18 protein-coding genes and 1 pseudogene are annotated in these 20,659 nt (G+C 60.5%); 7 read left to right on the top strand and 12 right to left on the bottom strand.

Annotation, left to right across the window (positions count from 1 at the left end):
• Positions 1–9: 9 nt before the first annotated feature.
• Both QRN36_RS14835 and QRN36_RS14830 read right to left on the bottom strand, forming a co-directional pair.
• Positions 10–2,898 carry a chemotaxis protein CheB gene (locus QRN36_RS14835; protein WP_285424728.1) on the bottom strand — a complete coding sequence of 963 codons (2,889 nt, stop codon included), beginning with the start codon at positions 2,896–2,898 and terminating at the stop codon, positions 10–12.
• Positions 2,899–3,095: 197 nt separating this feature from the next.
• Positions 3,096–3,872 carry a helix-turn-helix transcriptional regulator gene (locus QRN36_RS14830; protein WP_285424727.1) on the bottom strand — a complete coding sequence of 259 codons (777 nt, stop codon included), beginning with the start codon at positions 3,870–3,872 and terminating at the stop codon, positions 3,096–3,098.
• Between the two features lie 119 nt (positions 3,873–3,991).
• Between QRN36_RS14830 and QRN36_RS14825 the strand changes: the two genes are divergently transcribed.
• A complete protein-coding gene (locus QRN36_RS14825; protein WP_285424726.1) occupies positions 3,992–4,798 on the top strand; it encodes a sulfite exporter TauE/SafE family protein in 807 nt (268 codons plus the stop codon).
• Positions 4,799–5,053: 255 nt separating this feature from the next.
• On the opposite strand, the gene QRN36_RS14820 is transcribed toward QRN36_RS14825, so the two are convergent.
• From QRN36_RS14820 to QRN36_RS14790, 7 genes are all read right to left on the bottom strand, one after another.
• Complete coding sequence (locus QRN36_RS14820) at positions 5,054–6,436, bottom strand: aspartate aminotransferase family protein (protein ID WP_285424725.1); 1,383 nt, start codon at positions 6,434–6,436, stop codon at positions 5,054–5,056.
• Positions 6,433–7,914: an NAD-dependent succinate-semialdehyde dehydrogenase gene (locus QRN36_RS14815; protein ID WP_285424724.1), complete on the bottom strand. Its 1,482-nt coding sequence runs from the start codon at positions 7,912–7,914 to the stop codon at positions 6,433–6,435. Before QRN36_RS14815 ends, QRN36_RS14820 begins: the two co-directional genes overlap by 4 nt.
• 63 nt (positions 7,915–7,977) lie before the next feature.
• Positions 7,978–8,979 carry a N(2)-acetyl-L-2,4-diaminobutanoate deacetylase DoeB gene (doeB, locus tag QRN36_RS14810; RefSeq protein WP_285424723.1) on the bottom strand — a complete coding sequence of 334 codons (1,002 nt, stop codon included), beginning with the start codon at positions 8,977–8,979 and terminating at the stop codon, positions 7,978–7,980.
• A 3-nt stretch (positions 8,980–8,982) separates the two neighbouring features.
• Positions 8,983–10,173, bottom strand: coding sequence for an ectoine hydrolase DoeA (doeA, locus tag QRN36_RS14805; protein WP_285424722.1), 1,191 nt, complete (start codon positions 10,171–10,173; stop codon positions 8,983–8,985).
• Between the two features lie 60 nt (positions 10,174–10,233).
• Entirely contained in the window at positions 10,234–11,226 is a 993-nt protein-coding gene (locus QRN36_RS14800; protein WP_285424721.1) for a cyclodeaminase, read from the bottom strand.
• Between the two features lie 31 nt (positions 11,227–11,257).
• Positions 11,258–12,229: a hydroxyectoine utilization dehydratase EutB gene (gene eutB, locus QRN36_RS14795; protein WP_285424720.1), complete on the bottom strand. Its 972-nt coding sequence runs from the start codon at positions 12,227–12,229 to the stop codon at positions 11,258–11,260.
• A 132-nt stretch (positions 12,230–12,361) separates the two neighbouring features.
• A complete protein-coding gene (locus QRN36_RS14790) occupies positions 12,362–13,756 on the bottom strand; it encodes a PLP-dependent aminotransferase family protein (protein ID WP_285424815.1) in 1,395 nt (464 codons plus the stop codon).
• A gap of 322 nt (positions 13,757–14,078) precedes the next feature.
• Here QRN36_RS14790 and ehuB point away from each other — a divergent pair, with 322 nt between their 5' ends.
• The 5 genes and pseudogenes from ehuB to QRN36_RS14765 all read left to right on the top strand — a co-directional run.
• The gene (gene ehuB, locus QRN36_RS14785; RefSeq protein WP_285424719.1) at positions 14,079–14,939 is read left to right on the top strand and encodes an ectoine/hydroxyectoine ABC transporter substrate-binding protein EhuB; all 861 of its coding nucleotides are present in this window, start codon (positions 14,079–14,081) and stop codon (positions 14,937–14,939) included.
• A gap of 80 nt (positions 14,940–15,019) precedes the next feature.
• Positions 15,020–15,679 carry an ectoine/hydroxyectoine ABC transporter permease subunit EhuC gene (gene ehuC / locus QRN36_RS14780; RefSeq protein ID WP_285424718.1) on the top strand — a complete coding sequence of 220 codons (660 nt, stop codon included), beginning with the start codon at positions 15,020–15,022 and terminating at the stop codon, positions 15,677–15,679.
• The gene (gene ehuD / locus QRN36_RS14775; protein WP_285424717.1) at positions 15,676–16,332 is read left to right on the top strand and encodes an ectoine/hydroxyectoine ABC transporter permease subunit EhuD; all 657 of its coding nucleotides are present in this window, start codon (positions 15,676–15,678) and stop codon (positions 16,330–16,332) included. The genes ehuC and ehuD overlap by 4 nt, the downstream gene beginning before the upstream one ends.
• A gap of 86 nt (positions 16,333–16,418) precedes the next feature.
• Positions 16,419–17,213 (top strand): ectoine/hydroxyectoine ABC transporter ATP-binding protein EhuA, encoded by a 795-nt coding sequence (ehuA, locus tag QRN36_RS14770; protein WP_285424716.1) that lies wholly within the window; start codon positions 16,419–16,421, stop codon positions 17,211–17,213.
• Positions 17,214–17,558: 345 nt separating this feature from the next.
• A pseudogene (locus QRN36_RS14765) lies at positions 17,559–17,753 on the top strand (nucleotidyltransferase family protein); the annotation flags it as partial.
• A 166-nt stretch (positions 17,754–17,919) separates the two neighbouring features.
• On the opposite strand, the gene QRN36_RS14760 reads toward QRN36_RS14765, so the two are convergent.
• From QRN36_RS14760 to QRN36_RS14750, 3 genes are all read right to left on the bottom strand, one after another.
• Positions 17,920–18,453: a GNAT family N-acetyltransferase gene (locus QRN36_RS14760; RefSeq protein WP_285424715.1), complete on the bottom strand. Its 534-nt coding sequence runs from the start codon at positions 18,451–18,453 to the stop codon at positions 17,920–17,922.
• Between the two features lie 138 nt (positions 18,454–18,591).
• Positions 18,592–19,059: a GFA family protein gene (locus QRN36_RS14755; protein WP_285424714.1), complete on the bottom strand. Its 468-nt coding sequence runs from the start codon at positions 19,057–19,059 to the stop codon at positions 18,592–18,594.
• Positions 19,060–19,071: 12 nt separating this feature from the next.
• Positions 19,072–19,518, bottom strand: coding sequence for a GFA family protein (locus tag QRN36_RS14750; RefSeq protein WP_285424713.1), 447 nt, complete (start codon positions 19,516–19,518; stop codon positions 19,072–19,074).
• 120 nt (positions 19,519–19,638) lie between these two features.
• On the opposite strand from QRN36_RS14750, the gene QRN36_RS14745 reads away from it, so the two are divergent.
• Positions 19,639–20,532 (top strand): LysR family transcriptional regulator, encoded by an 894-nt coding sequence (locus tag QRN36_RS14745; protein WP_285424712.1) that lies wholly within the window; start codon positions 19,639–19,641, stop codon positions 20,530–20,532.
• Positions 20,533–20,659: the final 127 nt, after the last annotated feature.

Raw genomic sequence — 20,659 nt, 5'->3', positions numbered from 1 at the left:
GGTCAGGGCCTAGAGAATGGAAGGTTGAGGTTGCATGGCCAACAGAATCAGATGCGGTCGCGCACCCTCGCCGGTGACACGCCGGGCGTTGAGCACGATGGTCTGAGGCCCTGTGCCCGTGAGGTGATGGGTGACCTCGAAGCCATCGAAACTGGTGTCATCCTCAAGAATGGTCCCCAGCTTCATGCGCAGCGCTGCGATGTCCCATTGACCGTTGTTCAGCTCGTAGAGCCGGCGGCCGGTGGTCTGGCTCTCGTTGGTGGCGAACGTGAGGTAATAGGAACGGCTGGCGGACACGACGCACAGGTCCTGATCCAGCAGCAACAGCGGCTCTATCACCGTGTCGACGATGGCCTCCGCCAGTTCGCGCGCAGCCTGAACGGCGCGTTCGTTGGCAATTCGCGAGTTGATGTCGTGGAACGTCATGACCACGCCGCTGATGACGTTGTCCAGCGTGCGGTACGGCGCCAGACGTGCGAGGAACCAGTCCCCGGAGACCGTGCACAGTTCGACTTCCTGAGGTATCAACATATCAAGCACTTCCTGTGCGGGAACGAGCAGATCCACTGACTGGATGTGCGAGGAAATATCGGCCAGAGGCCGTCCGATGTCCTTAGGAATCAACCGGTAGAGTTTGACGGCGTCCCGGGTGAAGCGTCGGATGATCAGTTGAGTGTCAAGAAATATAGTTCCGATATTTATGCTGTCGAGCAGATTTTTCATGTCGTTCTGCATGTCGCCCAACTGCTCGATCTTGGCCTGCAGCTCCGCATTGACCGTCACCAGCTCCTCGTTGACCGACTGCAGCTCTTCCCTGGAGGTTTCCAGCTCCTCGTTCGAGGATTGCAGCTCCTCGTTGGTCGATTGCATTTCTTCATTCGCCGCACCCAGTTCCTCGTTGGTGTGCTGCAGCTCGTCAATCGTGGCTTGCAGGTTTTCGCGGGTGTAGGCCAGGTCACGCTCCAGCAGGTGCAGACGGTCTGGAGGCGGTTGCGCCACGACGGATTGTGTGTCCCCGTCGGTTTCGACGAATGCCGGGTCGGCCGTCTCCTGAAAGGTGATCAACAGCAATTGTTCGCCCTGCGAAGCCCCCGCCATGCGCCGCACGCTCAAGTTGACCCGGCGGGCAATGCCATCGCCGGTCACCGTGACCAAGTGTCCGGACGTCGACTCTGCGCTTTGCGTCGCACGCCGCACGGCACTGCGCAGCTCCAGCTGAAGGCCTTCGCGGGCCATGTCGACCACATTGAGGCTCGCCTGCCCGGGGGCGGGACGCAGGTAACTCCCGGTATCGCCATGCACGTAGAGCACGTTGCCAGCGAGATCCGTTACGACCGACGCGGGCCCGAAATCCTGAAGCAATGCGCGGCGAGTCAGTTCAGCGAGGTTGGTTTCTTTGGTCAAGGTCAAGGTACGGTCCGGCGGTCGGCTGATTTTTTGAGGAAGCCAGGACAGACTGCTGCCCATTTGCATCAATCTGTTGTTGTGGGCCTTGTTGACCCGGTAGAACTTCCACTTGCGGTGCAATGTATTGAACAACGTGGCGTAACTGCCAATGCTCTCCGATGGAGAAAGAAACAGTACGCCCTGAGGCTTCAGCGAATAATGGAACGTGGGGATCAGGCGGTTTTGCAGCGCGGCCCCCAGGTAAATCATCAAGTTGCGACAGCAAAGCAGATCGAGCCGCGTGAACGGCGGATCCTTGATCACATTCTGCACCGCGAACACGATCATCTCGCGGATTTCTTTCCTGACCCGGTAGCCGCCTTCGACCGCCGTAAAGTAGCGCTTCAGGCGGTCGGCGCTCATGTCTTGGGCAATCGTCGGGGGGTAAAGCCCGGCGCGCGCGACTTTGATTGCTTCCGCGTCCAGGTCAGTCGCGAACAGCTGCACTTTGCGCAGGGATTGACGGGATTGCAGCAACTCATGCAACACAATGGCCACGGAGTACGCTTCCTCGCCGCTGGCGCAGCCCGCGATCCAGACGCGAAACTCGGCGTCGGTCGCCTCGCCATCGAGCATAGGCCCAAGGATCTCGTCGCGCATGACGTCGAACGCCTCCGGGTCCCGGAAGAACTGGGTCACGTTGATCAGCAATTCATTGAACAGCAGCTGGCACTCGACCGCAGAACGCTGCAGAAGGCTCGAATATTCGGCTTCACTGGCGATCTGCAGGACCTGCATGCGCCGTTCGATCCGTCTGGCGATCGTGGTTTTCTTGTACTGGGTAAAATCGTGGCCGGTGACCGTGCGCAGGTGCACCAATATCTGCTGCAACGACTCGCCCACTGCAGTATTGGCCACGGGATCGACCTTACGTCCCAGAAGCAGTTCAGGCATCTGCTCCAGCGTCAGGACATGACTGGCGTTACCGGCCTCGATGGCGCTGCTCGGCATGCCGCTGTAAGTCGCCTCTTCCGGCCATTGCACCAGCGTCCTGCCTCCGGCGTCGAGAATAGCCCTGCAGCCCCGAGTGCCGTCGTGCCCGGTACCGGATAGCACAATGCCCACGGCGTTCGCGCCCAGCTGGCTTGCCATTGAAGCGAAACAGATGTCGATAGGGAGGTGCAGACCGCCTGACGTCCGGGCAGCCTGCAACACCAGCGTGTTTCCCTCAATGCAGAGGTCGCGATTGGGTGGCAGGACATAGACCGTATTCGCTTCCAGGGCAGCGCCGTGCTGGGCGTCGACCACTTTCATCGACGTCCCGCGGCCCAGGATTTCGCTCAACAGACTCGGCATGGCCGGAGCCAGGTGCTGGATCACCAGAAAGCTGAAGCCGGTGTCGGCCGGCATCAGTCTCAGAAAACGCTGCAACACCTCAAGGCCGCCTGCCGACGCCCCCAACCCGACGACCAGGCGGTTCTCAGGCACGGTAGAAGTTTGAATGGATGGCACTGGAGAGCCTGCGCAGGTGTTTGGCGTTCTATCTTAGCGATTATCCGGGTCTAAAGCGTCCCGGAGTGACCGACAGACAGGCACATCCCCTCCGGCGCACTGGCCGGATGTCGTGAGTGCTGCGTTTTGCCGCCTAGTGAGGCGGTCGGCAATCATCGGCCCGCAGATGTCCCTCGGCGCGAAGCTGCGCGGCTGCATCACCTTGCGTCCTGGGCCGATAGATAGAACGAAGGCGGCCTGCCGGTCACCCGCCGAAACATCGTGGCAAACGCTGCGGGGCTGTCATACCCCATCTCCATGGCGATGATTGTCACACTGTGGCCCTCCGCCAGCCGTGCAAGGGCCAGGATCGCGCAGGCGCGTTGTCGCCATTGCCCGAAGCTCAAGCCGGTTTGCTCCCTGAAGAGCCGATTGAACGTCCGTACACTGATGAACAGTGCATCAGCCCACGCCTGCGGCGAGGTGTTGATGTCCGGTGTCAGCAGGAAGGCTTTGCACATGCCCAGCAACCGCTCGTGCGACGGCATCGGGATCTGTAAAGCCAGCTGATTCGCGCGCTCTATTTCATGCAGCAACAGCTTGATCAGGGCGCCGTCCCTGCCCTCCTCCTCATACTCCAGCGGCATGTCCACCGCCTCCTGAAGCAGAGTGCGCATCAACACACTGACGTCGATCACCCGGCAACGTGCATCGGCGATCACTGACTCCGCGTGTTCGATGTACAGACTGTGGGTCGTCACGCCCAGAAACAGCACTTCATGGGGCACTTCCCGAGGGATCCATACCGCACGCTGCGGCGGCACGACCCAGGTTCCAAGGCTCGTCGTCACCTGCATCACACCCTTCGATCCATACAGCAACTGCGAGCGTCGGTGGGTGTGCATCGGCAGACGATGGCCGTATTCATACTCGGTGCAGATCGCAACGACGGAACGAGGGGTGCCGTCGAGAAGTGAGATAGAAGCGTTGCGCATCGTCAAGATCCAGAAGCTTGGCCGGAACGAAAACACGGTAGGCGCGTTCGCGAAAGTCCGGTTTGTATCGCGGCAATAAGATGCCCGCTCGATTCACATTGAGCAATGGATGATACGGGATGAGCCTTTTGTTGTTGGCAGTGCTAGGTTGCATGACCGGGGTCACCACGGTGCTGTTTGGATTCGGTGGCGGCTTCGTCGTGGTGCCGCTGGTCTACCACCTGGTGATGTCCAGCCATGCCCCCGGCGACGCCGGCTATGACAACGCCATGCAGATCGCGGTCGCCACATCGACCGCCGTCATGGTCGTCAGCGCATGGGTGGCCACGGTCAGACAGCGGCGCGCAGGCCGACTGGTCGGCGGCTATGTCTGGCCACTCGCCGGGTACATCGCGCTCGGCGCGGTGGCTGGGGCCATACTCGGCAGTGCGATGAGCAGTGACGCGGTCCGTGCAGGGTTTGTCGCTTATCTCGCGCTGACCATCGCCGACTGCCTGTTCCGCAAGGGGTTTCTGCACACGTCAGACCCTACCGCGCGGCGACTGCATGGCGTGCCCTTGAAAGGCATCGGCATTGGCGTCGTGGCCGCGTTGCTGGGTGTCGGTGGCAGTGTCATGACGGTGCCGATGCTACGCAGGTCCGGCCTGAGCATGGCCCAGGCGTCAGCGCTGGCAAACCCGCTGAGCCTGCCGGTGGCAATGGCAGGCGCGCTGATGTACGGCGTCATGGGGCAACTCCAGATGCCGGGCATACACAGCGGCTTTTTCGGCTACATCTATCTTCCGGCGTTGGTACTGCTCAGCGCCGGCTCCCTGATGGGCGTGCGCCTGGCATTACCGCTCGCCGGGAATATCCCCGACAGACTGCATGCCCGCATCTACATCGCGTTACTGGTCGCTGTCGGGTTGAGCCTGGTGGTCAAGTGATTACCCGGTACGAGCGCCTGAAACGCTGATGGGCAGTGATCCACGGCAGACAGACGGCCTGCATATCCGCCGACTTCGCGGGCCAGATGATTGGCGCGCACCCTGCCATTGCGACCCTATCCATCGGATCGCCACACGGCCGGCTCGGCCGTTCCGGAACCTGAACGGCCGAGCAGACGCTATCAATGGGCACGGATGAGCCACTCATGCGTGCCGACTTGCCTCAGTGAGCGTTCGATTCACAGTACTTTCGATTTACAGTACTTCGGCTGCGACCTTGTCCACTGCGTCCTTGGCGATTCCGACGATCAGATCCGCGTCTTCACGGCTGAGAATCAAAGGCGGTGCGAAGCCGAGGATGTCACCGTGGGGCATGGCTCGTGCGATCATGCCGCGTTCCAGACAAGCGGCCGACACCTTGGGGCCGATTTTCAGCGATGGATCGAAGGGCGTGCGCTGCTCACGATCCGCCATGAACTCGATGGCAGCGAGCATGCCGTCACCGCGCACCTCGCCCACCAGCGGGTGACCGCTGAAGGTTTCGCGCAATCGATTGTTGAGGTAAGCGCCCACCTCGTCAGCGTTTTGCGTCAGATTTTCGCGCTCGAGAATGTTCAGGTTGGCCAGCGCAGCCGCTGCACAGATGGGGTGACCTGAGTAAGTCCAGCCGTGCCCCATGGCGCCGTCTCGCTGCGAAGCCTCGTCGATCACGTTCCAGACCTTCTCGCCGATGATCACCGCAGAGAGCGGCGCGTAAGCGCTGGTCAGGCCTTTGGCAGTGGTGATCAGGTCAGGCTTCATGCCGTAGCGCTGGCTGCCCATCTTCGAACCCAGACGGCCGAATGCGCAGACCACTTCGTCGGCGATCAGGAGCACGTCGTATTTGTCCAGCACTGCCTGAATCGCTGCCCAGTAGCCAGCGGGCGGGACGATGATGCCGCCAGTGCCCATCAACGGCTCACCGATGAACGCCGCAACCGTGTCGGCGCCTTCGGCCAGAATCATCTTTTCCAGCTCGTCGGCGCAATAGCGTACAAACGCCGCTTCATCCATGCCCATCGGCGCCTTGCGGTACCAGTGCGGGCAGATTGTGTGCTTGATACCTTCGGCCGGCAGGTCGAAGTGCTGGTGAAACGACGCCAGGCCGGTGAGGCTGCCGGTCATGATTCCCGAGCCGTGATAGCCGCGGTCGCGGGAGATGATCTTTTTCTTCTGCGGGCGTCCCAGTACGTTGTTGTAGTAGCGCACCAGTTTGATCTGGGTTTCGTTGGCATCCGAACCGGACAGGCCGTAGTAGACCTTCTTCATACCCTCGGGCGCCCAGTCGATGATTCGGCTGGAGAGCTCGATGATCGCTTCGGTCGAGTGCCCGACATAGGTGTGGTAATACGCCAGTTCAGTGGCCTGGCGATGGATCGCATCGGCCACCTCCGTGCGTCCGTAGCCGATGTTCACGCAATACAGGCCGGCAAACGCGTCGATGAGCTCTCGCCCTTCATGGTCACGAATGCGAATCCCCGCCCCGCTTTTGACGATCCGTCCTTTGAGCGCGCCGCTGGCGTGATCATGGGCGTGGGTGGAGGGGTGCATGAAGTGCGCACGGTCTTGTTCGAACAGCGAAGTGTATTCCTGGCTCATGCCGGTTCTCCTGAGAACTGCCCTTGGTGATGCAGGCAAAAATATTTGGTTTCCACGAACGGCTCGAAACCGTCGCTGCCGCCCTCGCGTCCCAGCCCGGAGGCTTTCATGCCGCCGAATGGAATCGGGTGGCCGGTGAATTTCACGCCGTTGACCGCAACCATCGCGTGATCGAGACGGCGGATCAGGGGGTAGATCACGTCCAGTCGATTCGAGCAGATATAGGCCGCCAACCCGTACTCGGTGTCGTTGGCCATCTGCACCGCCTGATCGAGCGAGTCGAACGGCATGACGCCGGCGATGGGCGCAAAATTTTCCTCCTGGTAGACGCGCATGGCCGGTGTTACGTCCGCCAGCACGGTCGGCTGGAAGAACAAACCGCCGAGGGCATGCCGTTCCCCGCCCACCAGGCAATTGGCGCCGAGCCTGACGGCGTCGTTGACCCGATCAGCCGTGGCGTCGAACGCTGCCTGATGCATCAGCGGGCCGATCTGGACGTTTTGCTCGACACCTTGGATTGTTGCGGGGCCGACTTTCAGTGTGCGCACCGCTGCGGTGAACGCCGTGAGAAATGCCTGATAGACAGGCCTTTGCACCATGATCCGGTTGGCCGCGCAGCAGTCTTGGCCCGAGGTCTGGAATTTGGCCTCGATCGCGACCTTCACCGCGTGATCGATATCGGCATCGGCGCAGACAATGAACGGCGCATTGCCGCCCAGCTCCAGCGCGACCTTCTTGACGTCATGGGCGGCGGCTTGTAGCACCAACTTGCCCACGCGAGTGGAGCCGGTAAAGCTGACCGCCCGCACCCGGGTATCCTTGACCAGGGTTTGCATGACCATTTGCGGCTCGCCCATCACGACATTGAAGACGCCCGCCGGAAATCTGGCTTCGTCGGCCAGTTGCGCCAGCGCCAACGCCGAAAATGGCGTTTCGTGGGCAGGCTTGATCACCACGGTGCAGCCTGCGGCCAATGCGGCGGCGGCCTTGCGGGTGATCATTGCCGACGGGAAATTCCACGGCGTCAGCAAGGCACAGACGCCCACCGGTTCCTTGACCGTGCCCAGATGCGCACCCGGGATGTGGCTGGGGATGTTCTGCCCGTACAAACGCCGGGCTTCTTCGGCAAACCATGGAATGAAGCTGGCTGCATAGGCAATCTCGCCGCGGGATTCGGCCAGCGGTTTGCCCTGTTCGCGACTGAGAATCTGCGCCAGGTCCTCGGCGTGCTTGCACATCAGGTCAGCCCAACGCTGCAGAATCTTGCCTCGCGCTGCAATGCTCAACGCTCGCCAGCCAGCAAAGGCGCGCTGCGCTACGTCGACGCTGGAAATGATTTGCGTACGGTCCAGCATTGGCACCTGGCCGATGAGCGCTTGCGTCGCCGGGTCGTGGACGTCCTGCCGATGCTCGCTGTCGAGCCACTGGCCATCGACATAGCAGCGGGTCCTGAACAGATCGGGGTGTTGAGTCTTCATCACATCCACCTCTTGTTTGTAGGGTGCCGTCTGGGGCGTCACACGCTTGCGACCTGCACGCCCTCAGCCGACCACCTCGGCGATCACCGCCAGCGTGTCGCCGCACTGCACCAGTCCCGGAAAATGCCTGGCTGCCAGTAATCCGCTGCGACCGGCCCGATACTCCACCGGCGCCACGCCAGTGCGTCGGATGTCATGCACCCGTGCGATGACCTCACCCTCGCGTACCTCATCGCCCAGATCGCGGCACATTTCCAGCAGCCCGTCGTGCTCGCTTGCCACAAAGCAGCGCTCATCGGGCATGTCCAGCATGACAGTCGGCTGAAGCTGCACCTCACCTTCGAGAATGCCGGCACGGAGCAGCAGGTTGCGCACACCGCGTTCAGCAATATTCACGCTGCGCGCCGTGGACGAGCCACCGCCACCCAATTCAGTGGTGACGAACACCTTGCCCTGCTGCTCGGCGGCGGTGTCGTACATAGCGGCGGCATCGAGCTCCAGCATGCGCATGCTGTAAGGCGCGTTGAACGCTTGCATGCCCGCTTCGCAGCGTGCTTGTTGCTGTTTGTCAGGCAGTACGTGGCACGCTGCGAACGGCAGGAAATCCAGGGTGCGGCCACCGGAATGGATGTCCAGAACGATGTCCGCCAACGGCAACAAAGTGCGGCGGAAATAATCGGCGATCTTCTCGGTGACCGTGCCGTCCGGCTTTCCGGGGAAGCTGCGGTTCAGATTGCCTCTGTCGATGGGCGAGGTGCGGCGGCCGGCATGAAACGCGGGGGTGTTCATGAACGGAATGATGATCACCCGTCCGTTGACCTCTTGCGCGCTCAGCTGCTGCGTCAGTTTGCTCAGCGCCACCGGGCCTTCATATTCGTCGCCGTGGTTGCCCCCCGTGAGCAGCGCCGTTGGCCCCGCTCCACGCTTGATCACGCTGACCGGGATCATCACCGCGCCCCAGGCCGAATCGTCACGCGAATACGGCAGTTTGAGGAAGCCGTGCTGCACGCCATCGCGGTCGAAATCGACGGTGGCGCTGATCGGGTTGTCGGGTAATTCGCTCATGGATCAGTCCTTCACGAACAGCTGGCGCGGCACGTTGCAAAACGTTTCGACGCCGGTTTCTGTAATCAGAATGCTTTCTGTGATCTCAAGCCCCCAATCGTCCATCCACAGGCCCGGCATGAAGTGGAACGTCATGCCCGGCTGCAACACGCTGGTGTCACTGGGGCGCAAGCTCATGGTGCGTTCGCCCCAGTCAGGCGGATAACTGATTCCGATCGGGTAGCCGCAGCGGCTGTCCTTATGAATGCCGAATTTCTCCAGCACCGAGAAAAACGCCCTGGCGATGTCGCCGGTGGTGTTACCCGGTTTTGCCGCTTCCAGGCCTTTGGCAATGCCTTCGACGACGGCTTTTTCGCCGTCGAGAAAATGCTGCGGCGGCTTGCCCAGGTAGACGGTCCGCGACAGCGGGCAGTGGTAGCGCTTATAGCAGCCGGCGATCTCGAAGAACGTCCCCGCGCCTTTTTCAAAGGGCGTGTCGTCCCATGTCAGATGTGGGGCGCTGGCGTCAGAGCCCGTAGGCAGAAGCGGCACGATGGCTGGGTAATCGCCGCCATGCCCATCCACCCCGAAAATCCCGGTGCTGTAGATCTCGGCCACCAGCTCATTCTTGCGCATGCCCGGCTCGATCCGTTCGACGATGCGGGTGTGCATGTTCTCGACGATCCGCGCCGCGATGCGCATGTATTCGATTTCCTGAGGCGACTTGACCGCGCGCTGCCAGTTCACCAATCCGGCCGCATCCACCAGGGTGGCGTTGGGCAGGTGTGTTTTCAGCGACAGATAAGCGGCGGCGCTGAAATAGTAATTGTCCATTTCCAGGCCGATGTTCAGGGAGCCCCAGCCGCGCGCCGTAATCACTTCCCGAGACAGGTAGTCCATGGGATGACGCTCGCGGGACTGCACGTAGATGTCCGGGTAGCCGACAATATTGTCGTGCTGCATGAACACCGTGCGTTTGGCGCCATTGGCGTCCTGCCCGCGACCGAACCAGACCGGCTCGCCGTCCAGCGCCAGCAGCACACACTGATGCACGTAGAATGACCAACCGTCGTAGCCGGTCAGCCACGCCATGTTCGAGGGGTCGGTGACCACCAGCAGCTCAATGCCCTGCGCTTGCATCGACTGGCGCACCTTGGCCAGGCGCTGAGCATATTCCTCTCGCGAAAAAGGAAGGTTGACGACTATTCGAGACATGCAGATGCCCTCTATAGATGACGCACTGTGTGAAATTGTTCTGAACCCATGACCCCACCCTCAGCCGCCGAAGTGCAGCCCTCTGCCAGCCGCCCTCGCGCGGGCAAACGCCAGATTGGCGATGGCGGTGTCCTGAGCTCCGGTGCCGGTGAGGTCGCACAAGGTGATTTGGTGGTCGTCGCTGCGCCCTGGCCGTTGCCCGGCAACAATCTGCCCCAGTTCAGTGAGCGCCGATTCGTCGCGCAACACCCCGGCAGTGAGGGCGTGATGCAGCTCGCCGAGAACGCGGGTCTGGCTCAGCCGGTCAGCCACGTAGCGGTCGACTTTGGCCAGCGCAGACGCAGCGATCTCGTTCTTGTGTTCCGCGTCTGAACCCATGGCCGTGATATGCAGGCCCGGGCTCAGGTGATGGTCTGCAATCAAGGGGTCGCGGCTGGGCGTGCAGGTGACGGCAATGTCAGCCCCCGTCATCGCTTCGTCCACGCTGGCGCAAACACGGATATTCAACTCGCTGGCGTATTGCAGTTGCGCTGCCAAGGCCTCGGCTTTGCCGATGTCGCGAGCCCAGATCCGCACCTCGTCGACAGGACGGACCAGGCGCAGTGCCTGCAATTGCAAAGCCGCCTGTTCACCAGCTCCGATCAAGGCGACGCGATGGCTGTTTTCCCGCGACAGCCAACGCGCGGCGACCGCCCCGGCAGCGGCAGTGCGGATGGCCGTGAGATAACCGTTGTCAAGCAGCAAGGCATCGAGCAGGCCGGTGCGCGAAGACAACAGCATCATCATGCCGTTGAGACTGGGCAGCCCAAGCTTGGGGTTGTCGAAAAAACCCGGGCTGACTTTTATCGCAAAACGCTCGAGCCCTGGCAGGTGCGCCGTCTTGACGTCGACCTCGCCGCGGTGCTCGGGGATGTCCAGCCGCAGGATGGGCGGCATCGCCACCGCTGCGGTCGCCAGCAGATAAAACGCCTGCTCGATCGCCTCTACGCTGGGTAAATCCAGCGCGATGCAGGCGCGCAAGTCAGCTTCGCTCAGCAGCAAAACGTCAGCCATTACAACGCTCCATTTTCAGTGTCGAGTGGGCTCATTGGTTGGCCCCTGCCACCACGCGCAGGTGTTGATCGATGTCGACATTGCGCCCGCTGACCACCACCACGATGGGGCCACGACGCTCTATCAGTCCGTCAAGCAGGGCAGAAATCCCCACCGCAGCCGCGCCCTCCACCACCTGGCGCTCTTCCCGATAGGCGTGGCGCATGCCATTGGCGATGGACGCTTCATCGAGCAGGTGCAGGTGATCGCAGAGGTCGCGGGTCATGGCGAAGGTGTATTGATTGTCCAGACCCACGCCGCCGCCGAGAGAGTCGGCCAGAGTGGCCGTTTCATCGACCTCGACAGGATGCCCGGCGGCGAGACTTGCATGCATTGCAGCACCACGCTGCATGCTGATGCCGTGCAGGCAGATATCTGGATTGATGGTTTTGAGTGACAAGGCCACTCCGGAAAACAGTCCGCCACCGGACAGCGGTACCAGCACCTGGGCGACATCCGGGATTTGCTCGACGATCTCCAGCCCCAAGGTCGCCTGACCGGCAATGATCGCGGGATGATCAAAGGGTGGCAGCAAGGTTGCGCCCTGCTCCGCGCTGATGCGTTCAGCTTCGCGTTGCGCGTCATCCTGGGAGAGGCCGACGATGCACACCTCGGCTCCCAGATCGCGGATCGCTTGCACCTTGTTTTGTGGTACCAGCGCGGAAAGACACACCGTGGCTTTGACGCCTGATTGCGCGGCGGCATGGGCCAGGGCTCGGCCGTGATTGCCCGTGGACGCGGCGACAACACCTTTTTGTCTGGCGGTGGCATCCAGTTGGGCGATTGCATTGCTGGCTCCGCGCAACTTGAAGGAGCCCGTGATCTGCTGCGACTCCAGCTTGAGGTAAACCGGCACGCCCATATGCCTGCTGAGGCTTGGCGAGTGTTCCATCGGCGTTGCCCGGACCAGAGACGCAATGCGCTGACGAGCCAGATAAACATCGTTGAGCTGCAACCCTGACATGACCGCGTCCCGACCTGAGTGTTGGTCGCAGTCTAAAAGCGCAAAATTGTGCTGATGAATGTACTAGGTCAATTTGCGTAAATCTTTTTCGCAAGCAAGTGAGCCCTGCGACGGATGAGCCTCATGCCCCGGCTAGAACTCGTGAATGCTCGGATATTGCCCAAAGATTTCGTGCATGTTTGTCAGTGCCTCGCGCATCTCTTCATCGCTGCACTCCGCGCCCACGCATAACCTGACGCCGCGGGCACGTGCCACGCCGCGCACTGTGAAGGGGTCGGGCGACGCCACGGCAATATGACGCTGACGCAGCGTGCGCACCAGGCTGTCGACTTCCCAGTGGGGCGGCACGCCCAGCCAGACGCTCAATGCGTTCGGGTGTTGCCCCAGAATGTGCTCGCCCAGATGTTCGCTGACCATGGCCTGGCGTCCGTTGAGCAGTTTGCGTTGCAGCCGTAACAAGGTGTCAGCACGGCCATCGCGGATCCAGCGGGCGGCGATTTCGGCCATCATCGGCGTCGCCATCCAGCTGTTCACCCGCAAGATGCTTTCAGTGCGCAAGGCAAGGCGCTTGGGCACCGTGAGAAAGCCGATGCGCAACCCCGTCAAAATCGACTTGGTCATGCTTGTGCAGTAAAACGACAATTCCGGCAGATAATGGCTGATAGGCGGCGCCCTGCGCTCGTCCAGCAACGGCCCGTAAACGTCGTCCTCGATGATGTGCACGCCGAATCGCCGGGCGATGCTGGCAATCTCCCTGCGTCTGGCATCGGGCATCAGGCTGGTGGTGGGGTTATTCAGATTTGGCGTACAGACCAGCGCAGTGATGCGCTCGTTACTGCACATGTCTTCGAAATGCTCGGGATCGATACCGAAGCGGTCCATTTCCAGGCCTTTGAGGGTAAAACCCAACACCTGGGAACTGCCGATGACGCCGTGGTCGGTCAAGCCTTCGCACAGCACCACGTCGTCGGGACCTGCCAGCGAGGCCAACGCCAGAAAGATGCCGTGCGCCGCACCGTTGGTGATCAGAACGCTGTCGCGCTCGACCTTGAGCCCCTGGCGTGTGATCCAGTGCGCAGCTGCCTCACGGTGAGACTCAAACCCGGCGATGGGCCGGCAAGCGCGAATCCACGGCTGGTCTTCTTCCTGGCTCAGTTCTGCGCAGGTATCGCGCCAGAAGCGATCATGCTCACGGGTGTGCATGATCCGCGCAGTGGAGAAGTCCACCAGTGCGCGCTCCGGGCTGTCGAGGATGTAAGTGGCGACGCGGTCGCTCATGCGCCGCGAGACGAAACTGCCACGCCCGACCTCGCAACGCACCAGGCCCTGACGCTCCAGCTCCTTATAGGCATTGGTCACGGTTTGCACACTGATGCCTACGGCGTCGGCCACCTGGCGTTGCGGTGGCAAGCGCTGATCGTCCACCAGAACGGCCTTTTCAATGTCGTTGGCGATAGCCTGCACCAGGATCTTGTATTTGGATTCGCCGCCTCGGGCCAGATCGACCGCTGCTCGCCACTGTTCCATCATTGCTGAAGACCCTCATTGAGCTCATTTGCGCGCAGGAATGCACCTCCTGAACAAGCGCGTCCAGCATCGCCCGAGAATACACGTGCTGCAATTGTCCTAGTGCAATGCATGGACCGGCAGTCCTTTTGTATGCTCGGTGCCAGGTCGAAGTAAAGCTGCCATCATCACACACAAAAAACAGTCCCACCGACCTGCACCGAAACGGCGCCGCCGTCCAACCGGCCTGAAAAGTCGTCGCCGGTGCGCTTGCTCTTAGCGTCACTGCCTCCTAACACAGAGCCGTTTGCAACGGGTCCACAACAAACAGGAGATTTTATCGATGAGCAATTTTGCACACAGCATCAGCCTTCCCCTGCGTCGCCTGTTCGTGGCTTGTGCGGTATTCGGGCTGACCGCCGGCGCGCACGCCGCGACCACGCTCGAAACGGTCAAGCAAAGCAGTACGGTCCGGATCGGCTATGCCAACGAATCGCCATTCGCGTACACCGAAACCGACGGCAAGGTCACCGGCGAATCGCCAGAGATCGCCAAAATCATCTTTGCCAGAATGGGCATCAATAAGGTCGACGGGGTACTGACCGAGTGGGGCTCACTGATTCCTGGGCTGCGCGCTGGCCGCTTTGACGTGATCGCTGCGGGCATGTACATCACGCCGGCACGCTGTAAACAAGTGATCTTTACCGATCCGCAGTACCAGTTGCCGGACGCGCTGCTGGTCGCCAAGGGCAACCCGAAACAGCTGCACAGCTACGAGGACGTCGCCAAGAATCCCGATGTGAAACTGGCGATCATGGCCGGCACCGTGAATCTGCAGTACGCCCGCGATGCCGGCGTAAAGGATTCACAGATTCTCCAGGTGCCGGACACCACCGCACAGTTGCAAGCGGTACGCGCCGGGCGTGCGGATGCAGCGGTGGGCACACAATTGACGATGAAGGGCCTGGCTGGCAAAGGCGGCGAAAAAGTCGAAGCCATGACCGAGTTCAAAGACGATCCATCGCATATCGGCTACGGCGCGCTGGCTTTCCGCCCTGAGGACAAGGACCTGCGCGATGCGGTGAATGCCGAGCTGAAGAAATGGCTGGGCAGCGAGGATCACCTCAAGACGGTGGCGCCGTTCGGTTTCGACAAGGACAACATCACCACCAAGACGGCGGCCGAGTTGTGCGGCCAGCCGTGATCGAACGGTCCTGAACCACGAGGGGCGCTGCACGGGTGCGGCGCCCGTTCCCTGCGTAAACCAGAGTCTCGGGTCGAACCATGGGTGAACTACTTCCGCTGATGCTGCAAGGCGCCTGGGTGACACTCCAGGTCACGTTCTACGGGTCGCTGCTGGCCATTGTCGCCGCGATCCTTGCGGCGCTGGGACGCCTGTCGCCCTGGCTGCCGTTACGCTGGTTTTCCATCGCTTATATCGAGCTGTTTCGCGGTACGTCATTGCTGGTGCAGCTGTTCTGGCTGTTCTTCGTATTGCCGCTGCCGCCTTTCAACATTGAGCTCAGCCCCTTCGCTGTCGCCATCGTGGGCCTGGGTCTGCACATCGGAGCATACGGTGCCGAAGTCATGCGCGGGGCCATAGGCTCAGTCGCCAAGGGCCAGTACGAAGCCTCGGTGGCGCTGAACTTCAGCGCGTTAACCCGCTTTCGCCGAATCATCCTGCCGCAGGCCCTGCTGGCTGCCATTCCCCCTGGCACAAACCTGCTGATCGAATTGCTCAAGAACACTTCGCTGGTATCGCTCATCACCCTGTCGGACCTGAGCTTCCGCGCCCGGCAGCTGGATCAGGCGACCTTCGAAACCCTGCAAATCTTCACCCTGGCGCTGATCATGTATTTCGTCATGGCACAGATGATCAACTTCGGCATGCGCTGGATCGAGCGTCGCTTGAGTCGTGGACGCATGCGGGGAGGCCTCTCATGAGCTTTTTCGACTGGCATTACGCGCTGCAGATTCTTCCCGAACTGCTACGGGCTTCGCTGAATACCCTCGGCATTACCTTGCTGGGCTTCGTGATCGCTATCGTGCTTGGGCTGTTCCTCGCGATTGCACGGCGCAGCAACCGGGTATGGCTGTCGTGGCCCATCGCGCTGGTGATTGAATTCATCCGCAGCACGCCGCTGCTGATTCAGGTGTATTTCCTGTACTACGTGCTGCCCAACTACGGCGTCAGCATGACCGCCATGCAGGTCGGGGTCATCGGCATCGGCGTGCACTATGCCTGTTACATTGCCGAGGTCTATCGCAGCGGACTGGATGCCGTGCCCCGCGCGCAATGGGAAGCCGTGACCGCCCTGAACATGGGTCCGTACATTGCGTACCGCAACATCATCCTGCCGCAGGCATTGCGACCCATCTTGCCTCCGCTGGGCAATTACCTGATCGCCATGCTCAAGGACACCCCCGTGCTGTCGGCCATCACCGTCGTGGAGATCATGCAGCAAGCGAAAAACACCGGCTCTGAAACATTCCGCTACCTGGAACCGATCACCATGGTCGGCCTGTTCTTTCTGGCTTTGAGTATTGTTCTGGCCTATCTGGTACGGCGCCTCGAGTTGCGCCTGGAGCTACGCTAATGACTTCTTCCGCATCAACCCCACCGGCTGCCTTTTCGCAACTCAGCACCCTCACGCCGACGGTGGCACCCCATGAGGCGAACGCCATGCCCCTTTCCGCCGCACCTGCGCCGCTGGTCAGTTTCAAGGAGGTGACCAAGCGCTACGGCAACTTCACCGTGCTGGACAAGCTGGACTTGAACATCACGCCGGGCGAGAAAGTCGCGATCATCGGCCCGAGTGGCTCGGGAAAATCCACCTTGCTCCGGGTGCTGATGACCCTGGAAGGCATCGATGAAGGCCTGATCGAAGTCGACGGCGAATCGCTGACCCACATGCCCGGCCGCGGTGGCTTGCTGGTGCCGGCCAATGATCGCCATATTCGGCGCGTGCGTGGAAAAATCGGCATGGTCTTCCAGAGCTTCAACCTGTTTCCGCACATGACCGCGCTGCAAAACGTAATCGAAGCGCCCGTTCACGTGTTGGGCATGAAAACCGCCGAAGCGCGCGAGCGAGCAGCCGATCTGCTGGAGCTGGTAGGGCTGGGATCGAAGTTCGACCACTACCCGTCGCAGTTGTCCGGGGGGCAACAGCAACGGGTGGCCATCGCCCGAGCGTTGGCGATGCGGCCCAAGGTCATGCTGTTCGACGAGGTGACCTCAGCCCTGGACCCCGAGTTGTGTGGCGAAGTGCTGAACGTCATTCGCAGGCTTGGTGCCGAGCACAGTCTGACAATGCTGATGGTTACCCACCAGATGGGTTTTGCCCGGGAATTCGCTGACCGGGTATGTTTCTTCTACAAGGGCCAGATCCACGAGCAAGGCACGCCCGCGCAGATATTTGAACATCCCCGCGAGGAGCGCACCTGCGCTTTCCTGAGCGCTGTGAAGGAAGCGAACTGACACAGACCGTAGCATTCGGAGGCGTCACAGGCCGTACGGGGTTCAATTGTCTGTTCGTCGACTTTCTATGGATCGCTCCGCAGTGGCGTCTCTGCGGGCTGGCATCCGAGGTATTGCACAAGACAGAGCCACTCGTTGCGCAACGAGGTTGCGTAGGCGCGATCATCGAGCCCCTGGGTGTCGACATCGCCCAGTGGTATCAACGGGCGGGCTATGTAGCCATCGCGCAAGTGCCTGTCCACTGCGGTCCGTGGAGCCGACATACACTGCTCAAACCACTCACCTGCTACCAACGCAATGGCATCGGTAAAACCATTCAAGATGACGCGTAATCCAGAAACCCTCATGGCGCAAGAACAGTGGATAAGGGAGCACCTTGTTCAGGATCCTGCCCGAATGCGAATTCTCAGGCACGTTCGTGCGCTGAATGCCCCGGACTGCTGGGTGGCGGCGGGTTTCGTACGCAGTTTGGTATGGGACAGACTTCACCAGCGAGCATATTCCCCACTGCCTGACGACATTGATGTCATCTGGTACGACGCTGCGGGATTGCAGTAGCTGGCTGGCGAATGTCGGCTATCGGCCGATTCTGCCCACTCGAAAACTGTCCCATCATGCTGCGTATTCTGCCGCTGGCCGGTGGGTATATTTCGCCGCAAGCCAGACAGCAGCGATACGAGCCAATCAAGAATGACCCGAATGGGCGTTAATTTTCGCAGGTATCGTTTCGTAGATCGTGCCACATGTGCACTTTCGAAACGAATTGCTGCCCTACTGCTACCGCCAAAGGCTCTATTCCAAATGGCTTGAATCCCATTCGCTCATAGAGCCCTTGTGCACCTCGATTGCCCTCGGTGACGGTGAGCTGAACGAGCAAAAGCTGAGACTGGGATTTCGCATAGGCCAAGACGCTGCGCAGCAGTTTATATCCGATGCCTTTCTCTCGATGAGCGAGTGGAACATACATTCCGAAGAGCGTGGATTTGTGGCTGGCTTTTTTTCTTCTTTCAACAGAAAGTCCAGCGACACCAAGCAAATCCTCACCCTCGAACGCAGCGAACACCACATCGGCAGCATCAGATCCACTATTAAGCCTTTTCTCCCACCAGTCGATGGGTAAGGCTTCGCGCTCGCCGAAATCGGAAGTAAAAGCATCAGGATGTAGGCGATAAGCCTCAAGCATTAGCGCTCGATACAACGAGGCATGATCCGGGGTCAGTCGTTTAATTATCGTGGTCATCGAAATCACATTTCATGGTCGTGCACTGATTGTGTCCTTTCTTGGCCCAAGGCGGAACGCAAAGAGATGCTTGAGTTTTTCAAGAGAATCAGTCGAAAGCTGCCGCTGACCGCATACAGATAAGCGCCAGCCCTGACGCTAATTCCTGGCAACCGGGCCAGTCTCTGCGAACTCGACCATCAGCGCAGGGTAATCCTGAGGGTTGGGGAAAGCGTCGTAGCTCACCCGTGCTCCCGTGTTGGCCCAAGGCAGCTTTTCTCGAACCCAGGTCTCCATGAATGGCGCGTAACGTTGGGGCTGGTCGAGCAGGCTGCTGCGCACTCCAATGAATGCGTCACTTTCGCCAGGGCGGGTGAACAACCAGGACAAACAATGAGGACAAAAATAGTGCCGGGTTGAGCCATGCATGCCGCCAATCACCGGCGAGCCTCGGTGGATGAAAAACGCTTCGGCCGGAAACAGTGCGGTCAGGGAAAATGCGCTCGACGACATTTTCTGACAGCCGACGCAGTGGCAGGCGCTGGTCATCACCGGTTGCGACCGCACTTCAAATGTCACCTGGCCACAGCGACAACTGCCAGTGACACAGTATTCGTCATTGCTCATGAGTACCTCGGTTCAGTCTGATCGGCCAGCGTTCAACGCGGCGGCAAATTCCTGGGGTGTCGGGCTTTCCGGCCAAGTGGCGACGTCGGCAGGAAGCGTCAGCCAGGGTTGCTTGTGTTTGACCCAGATATGAGCCATCGGGCTCAACGAGGAGCGATCTTCGAGCGTGCCTGCGCGCAGCACCCAGAAACCCGGGGCGGCGGTTGTGGTGTTGTAGAGCCGTGTGTGGCAAGTCGCGCACAGATAATGATGCGCAATGTGGCTCTGGTCTTCATAGGTGTATTCCAGAGTCGGCCCTTCCAGGACAAAAGCCTCACTGGGCAGCAGAGCATGCAGCGCGAAACTGCTGCCACTCCAGGTCTGGCAGTACTGGCAATGGCAGGCATAGACCGCCGCCTGAATGTCGCTGTTTGTGCGATAGGATACGGCGCCGCAACGGCAGGCTCCTGCAAGCTTCATGGGCAAATTCTCTTGTTTCAACAATAGACTCTTGATGCCGGGCATCGACCGGGTCAAGCATGCCCATTATTCAACCTGATTAAAATTGATCAAACCTTACTACCGGCTCATAGGAAATGTATGAACATCCCGCCACTTCAGTGGGAAACCCAGCGGGTTTTCCTGGCTGTTCTGCGAACAGGCAGCCTGTCGGCGGCCGCCCGCGCGCTGGGCATTGCACAGGCCACCGCGCGACGACGCATCGATTCGCTGGAGCACAGCGTAGGAACCAGCCTGTTCGTTCGCTCTCCTGCGGGATTGATGCCCACGGACACTGCTCGGGAATTGGTCGACCATGCGCAATCAATGGCATTGGCGGCCGAAGCGTTTGCCCGTGCCGCATCTGCACAGGCCAACGTGCCAGGCGGAAGAGTACGCGTGACAAGCAGTCAGCTATTGGGTGTCGAGGTGCTGCCCTCGATGCTGGGCGAGATTCGCGCTGCCCAACCCCGGTTGGCGGTTGAGTTAAGCGTTTCGAACCGACTGGAAGATCTTGCATTGCAGGAAGCGGATGTGGCCGTCCGGATTCGTCGCCCGAGCGAAGCGGCGGTCGTCACCCGCCACGTGGGCGACTTGCGTGTTGGCCTCTATGCCACGGCGCAACTGATTGAGCACCGAGGCCTCCCTCGCTGCGCAGATGAATTGACCGAATACCCCGTGATCGGTCCGGACCGCAATCTGACGGAGCAAACATTCCTCCGGGAACGGGGCTTTTTCTGTACGGGAGAGAATGCTGTCATTCGCAGCGATAACCATCTGGCTCAGTTCGCCTCACTGCGGGCGGGCCTGGGTATCGGTGTCTGCTCAAGCCAACTCGCGAAGCGTCATGGCCTTGTTCGCGTCCTGCCCGAGCTGGTGGACTTCCCGGTTGACGTCTGGGTCGCAATGCATCACGACCTCAAGCGAGTACGGCGTGTGACGTTGCTATTCGATGCACTTTCGCAATCGCTTTCACGCTTTTTGGCTGATGCCTGATTAGTGAACCGGCACCGGACAGCGACTCAAAGCGGTATTTCGCGAATGGCGGAGATCGGCCATAAGCAGACACACAGATTAATGTGTGAAGTGCACTCGACGTTTCTGCCGCCCATCACGATCTTAG

It is taken from the genome of Pseudomonas sp. efr-133-TYG-103a, assembly GCF_030209235.1.
Lineage (GTDB): Bacteria > Pseudomonadota > Gammaproteobacteria > Pseudomonadales > Pseudomonadaceae > Aquipseudomonas.
The sequence above is the reverse complement of the archived record's forward strand: the minus strand, read 5'-3'. Positions and strand labels throughout refer to the sequence as shown.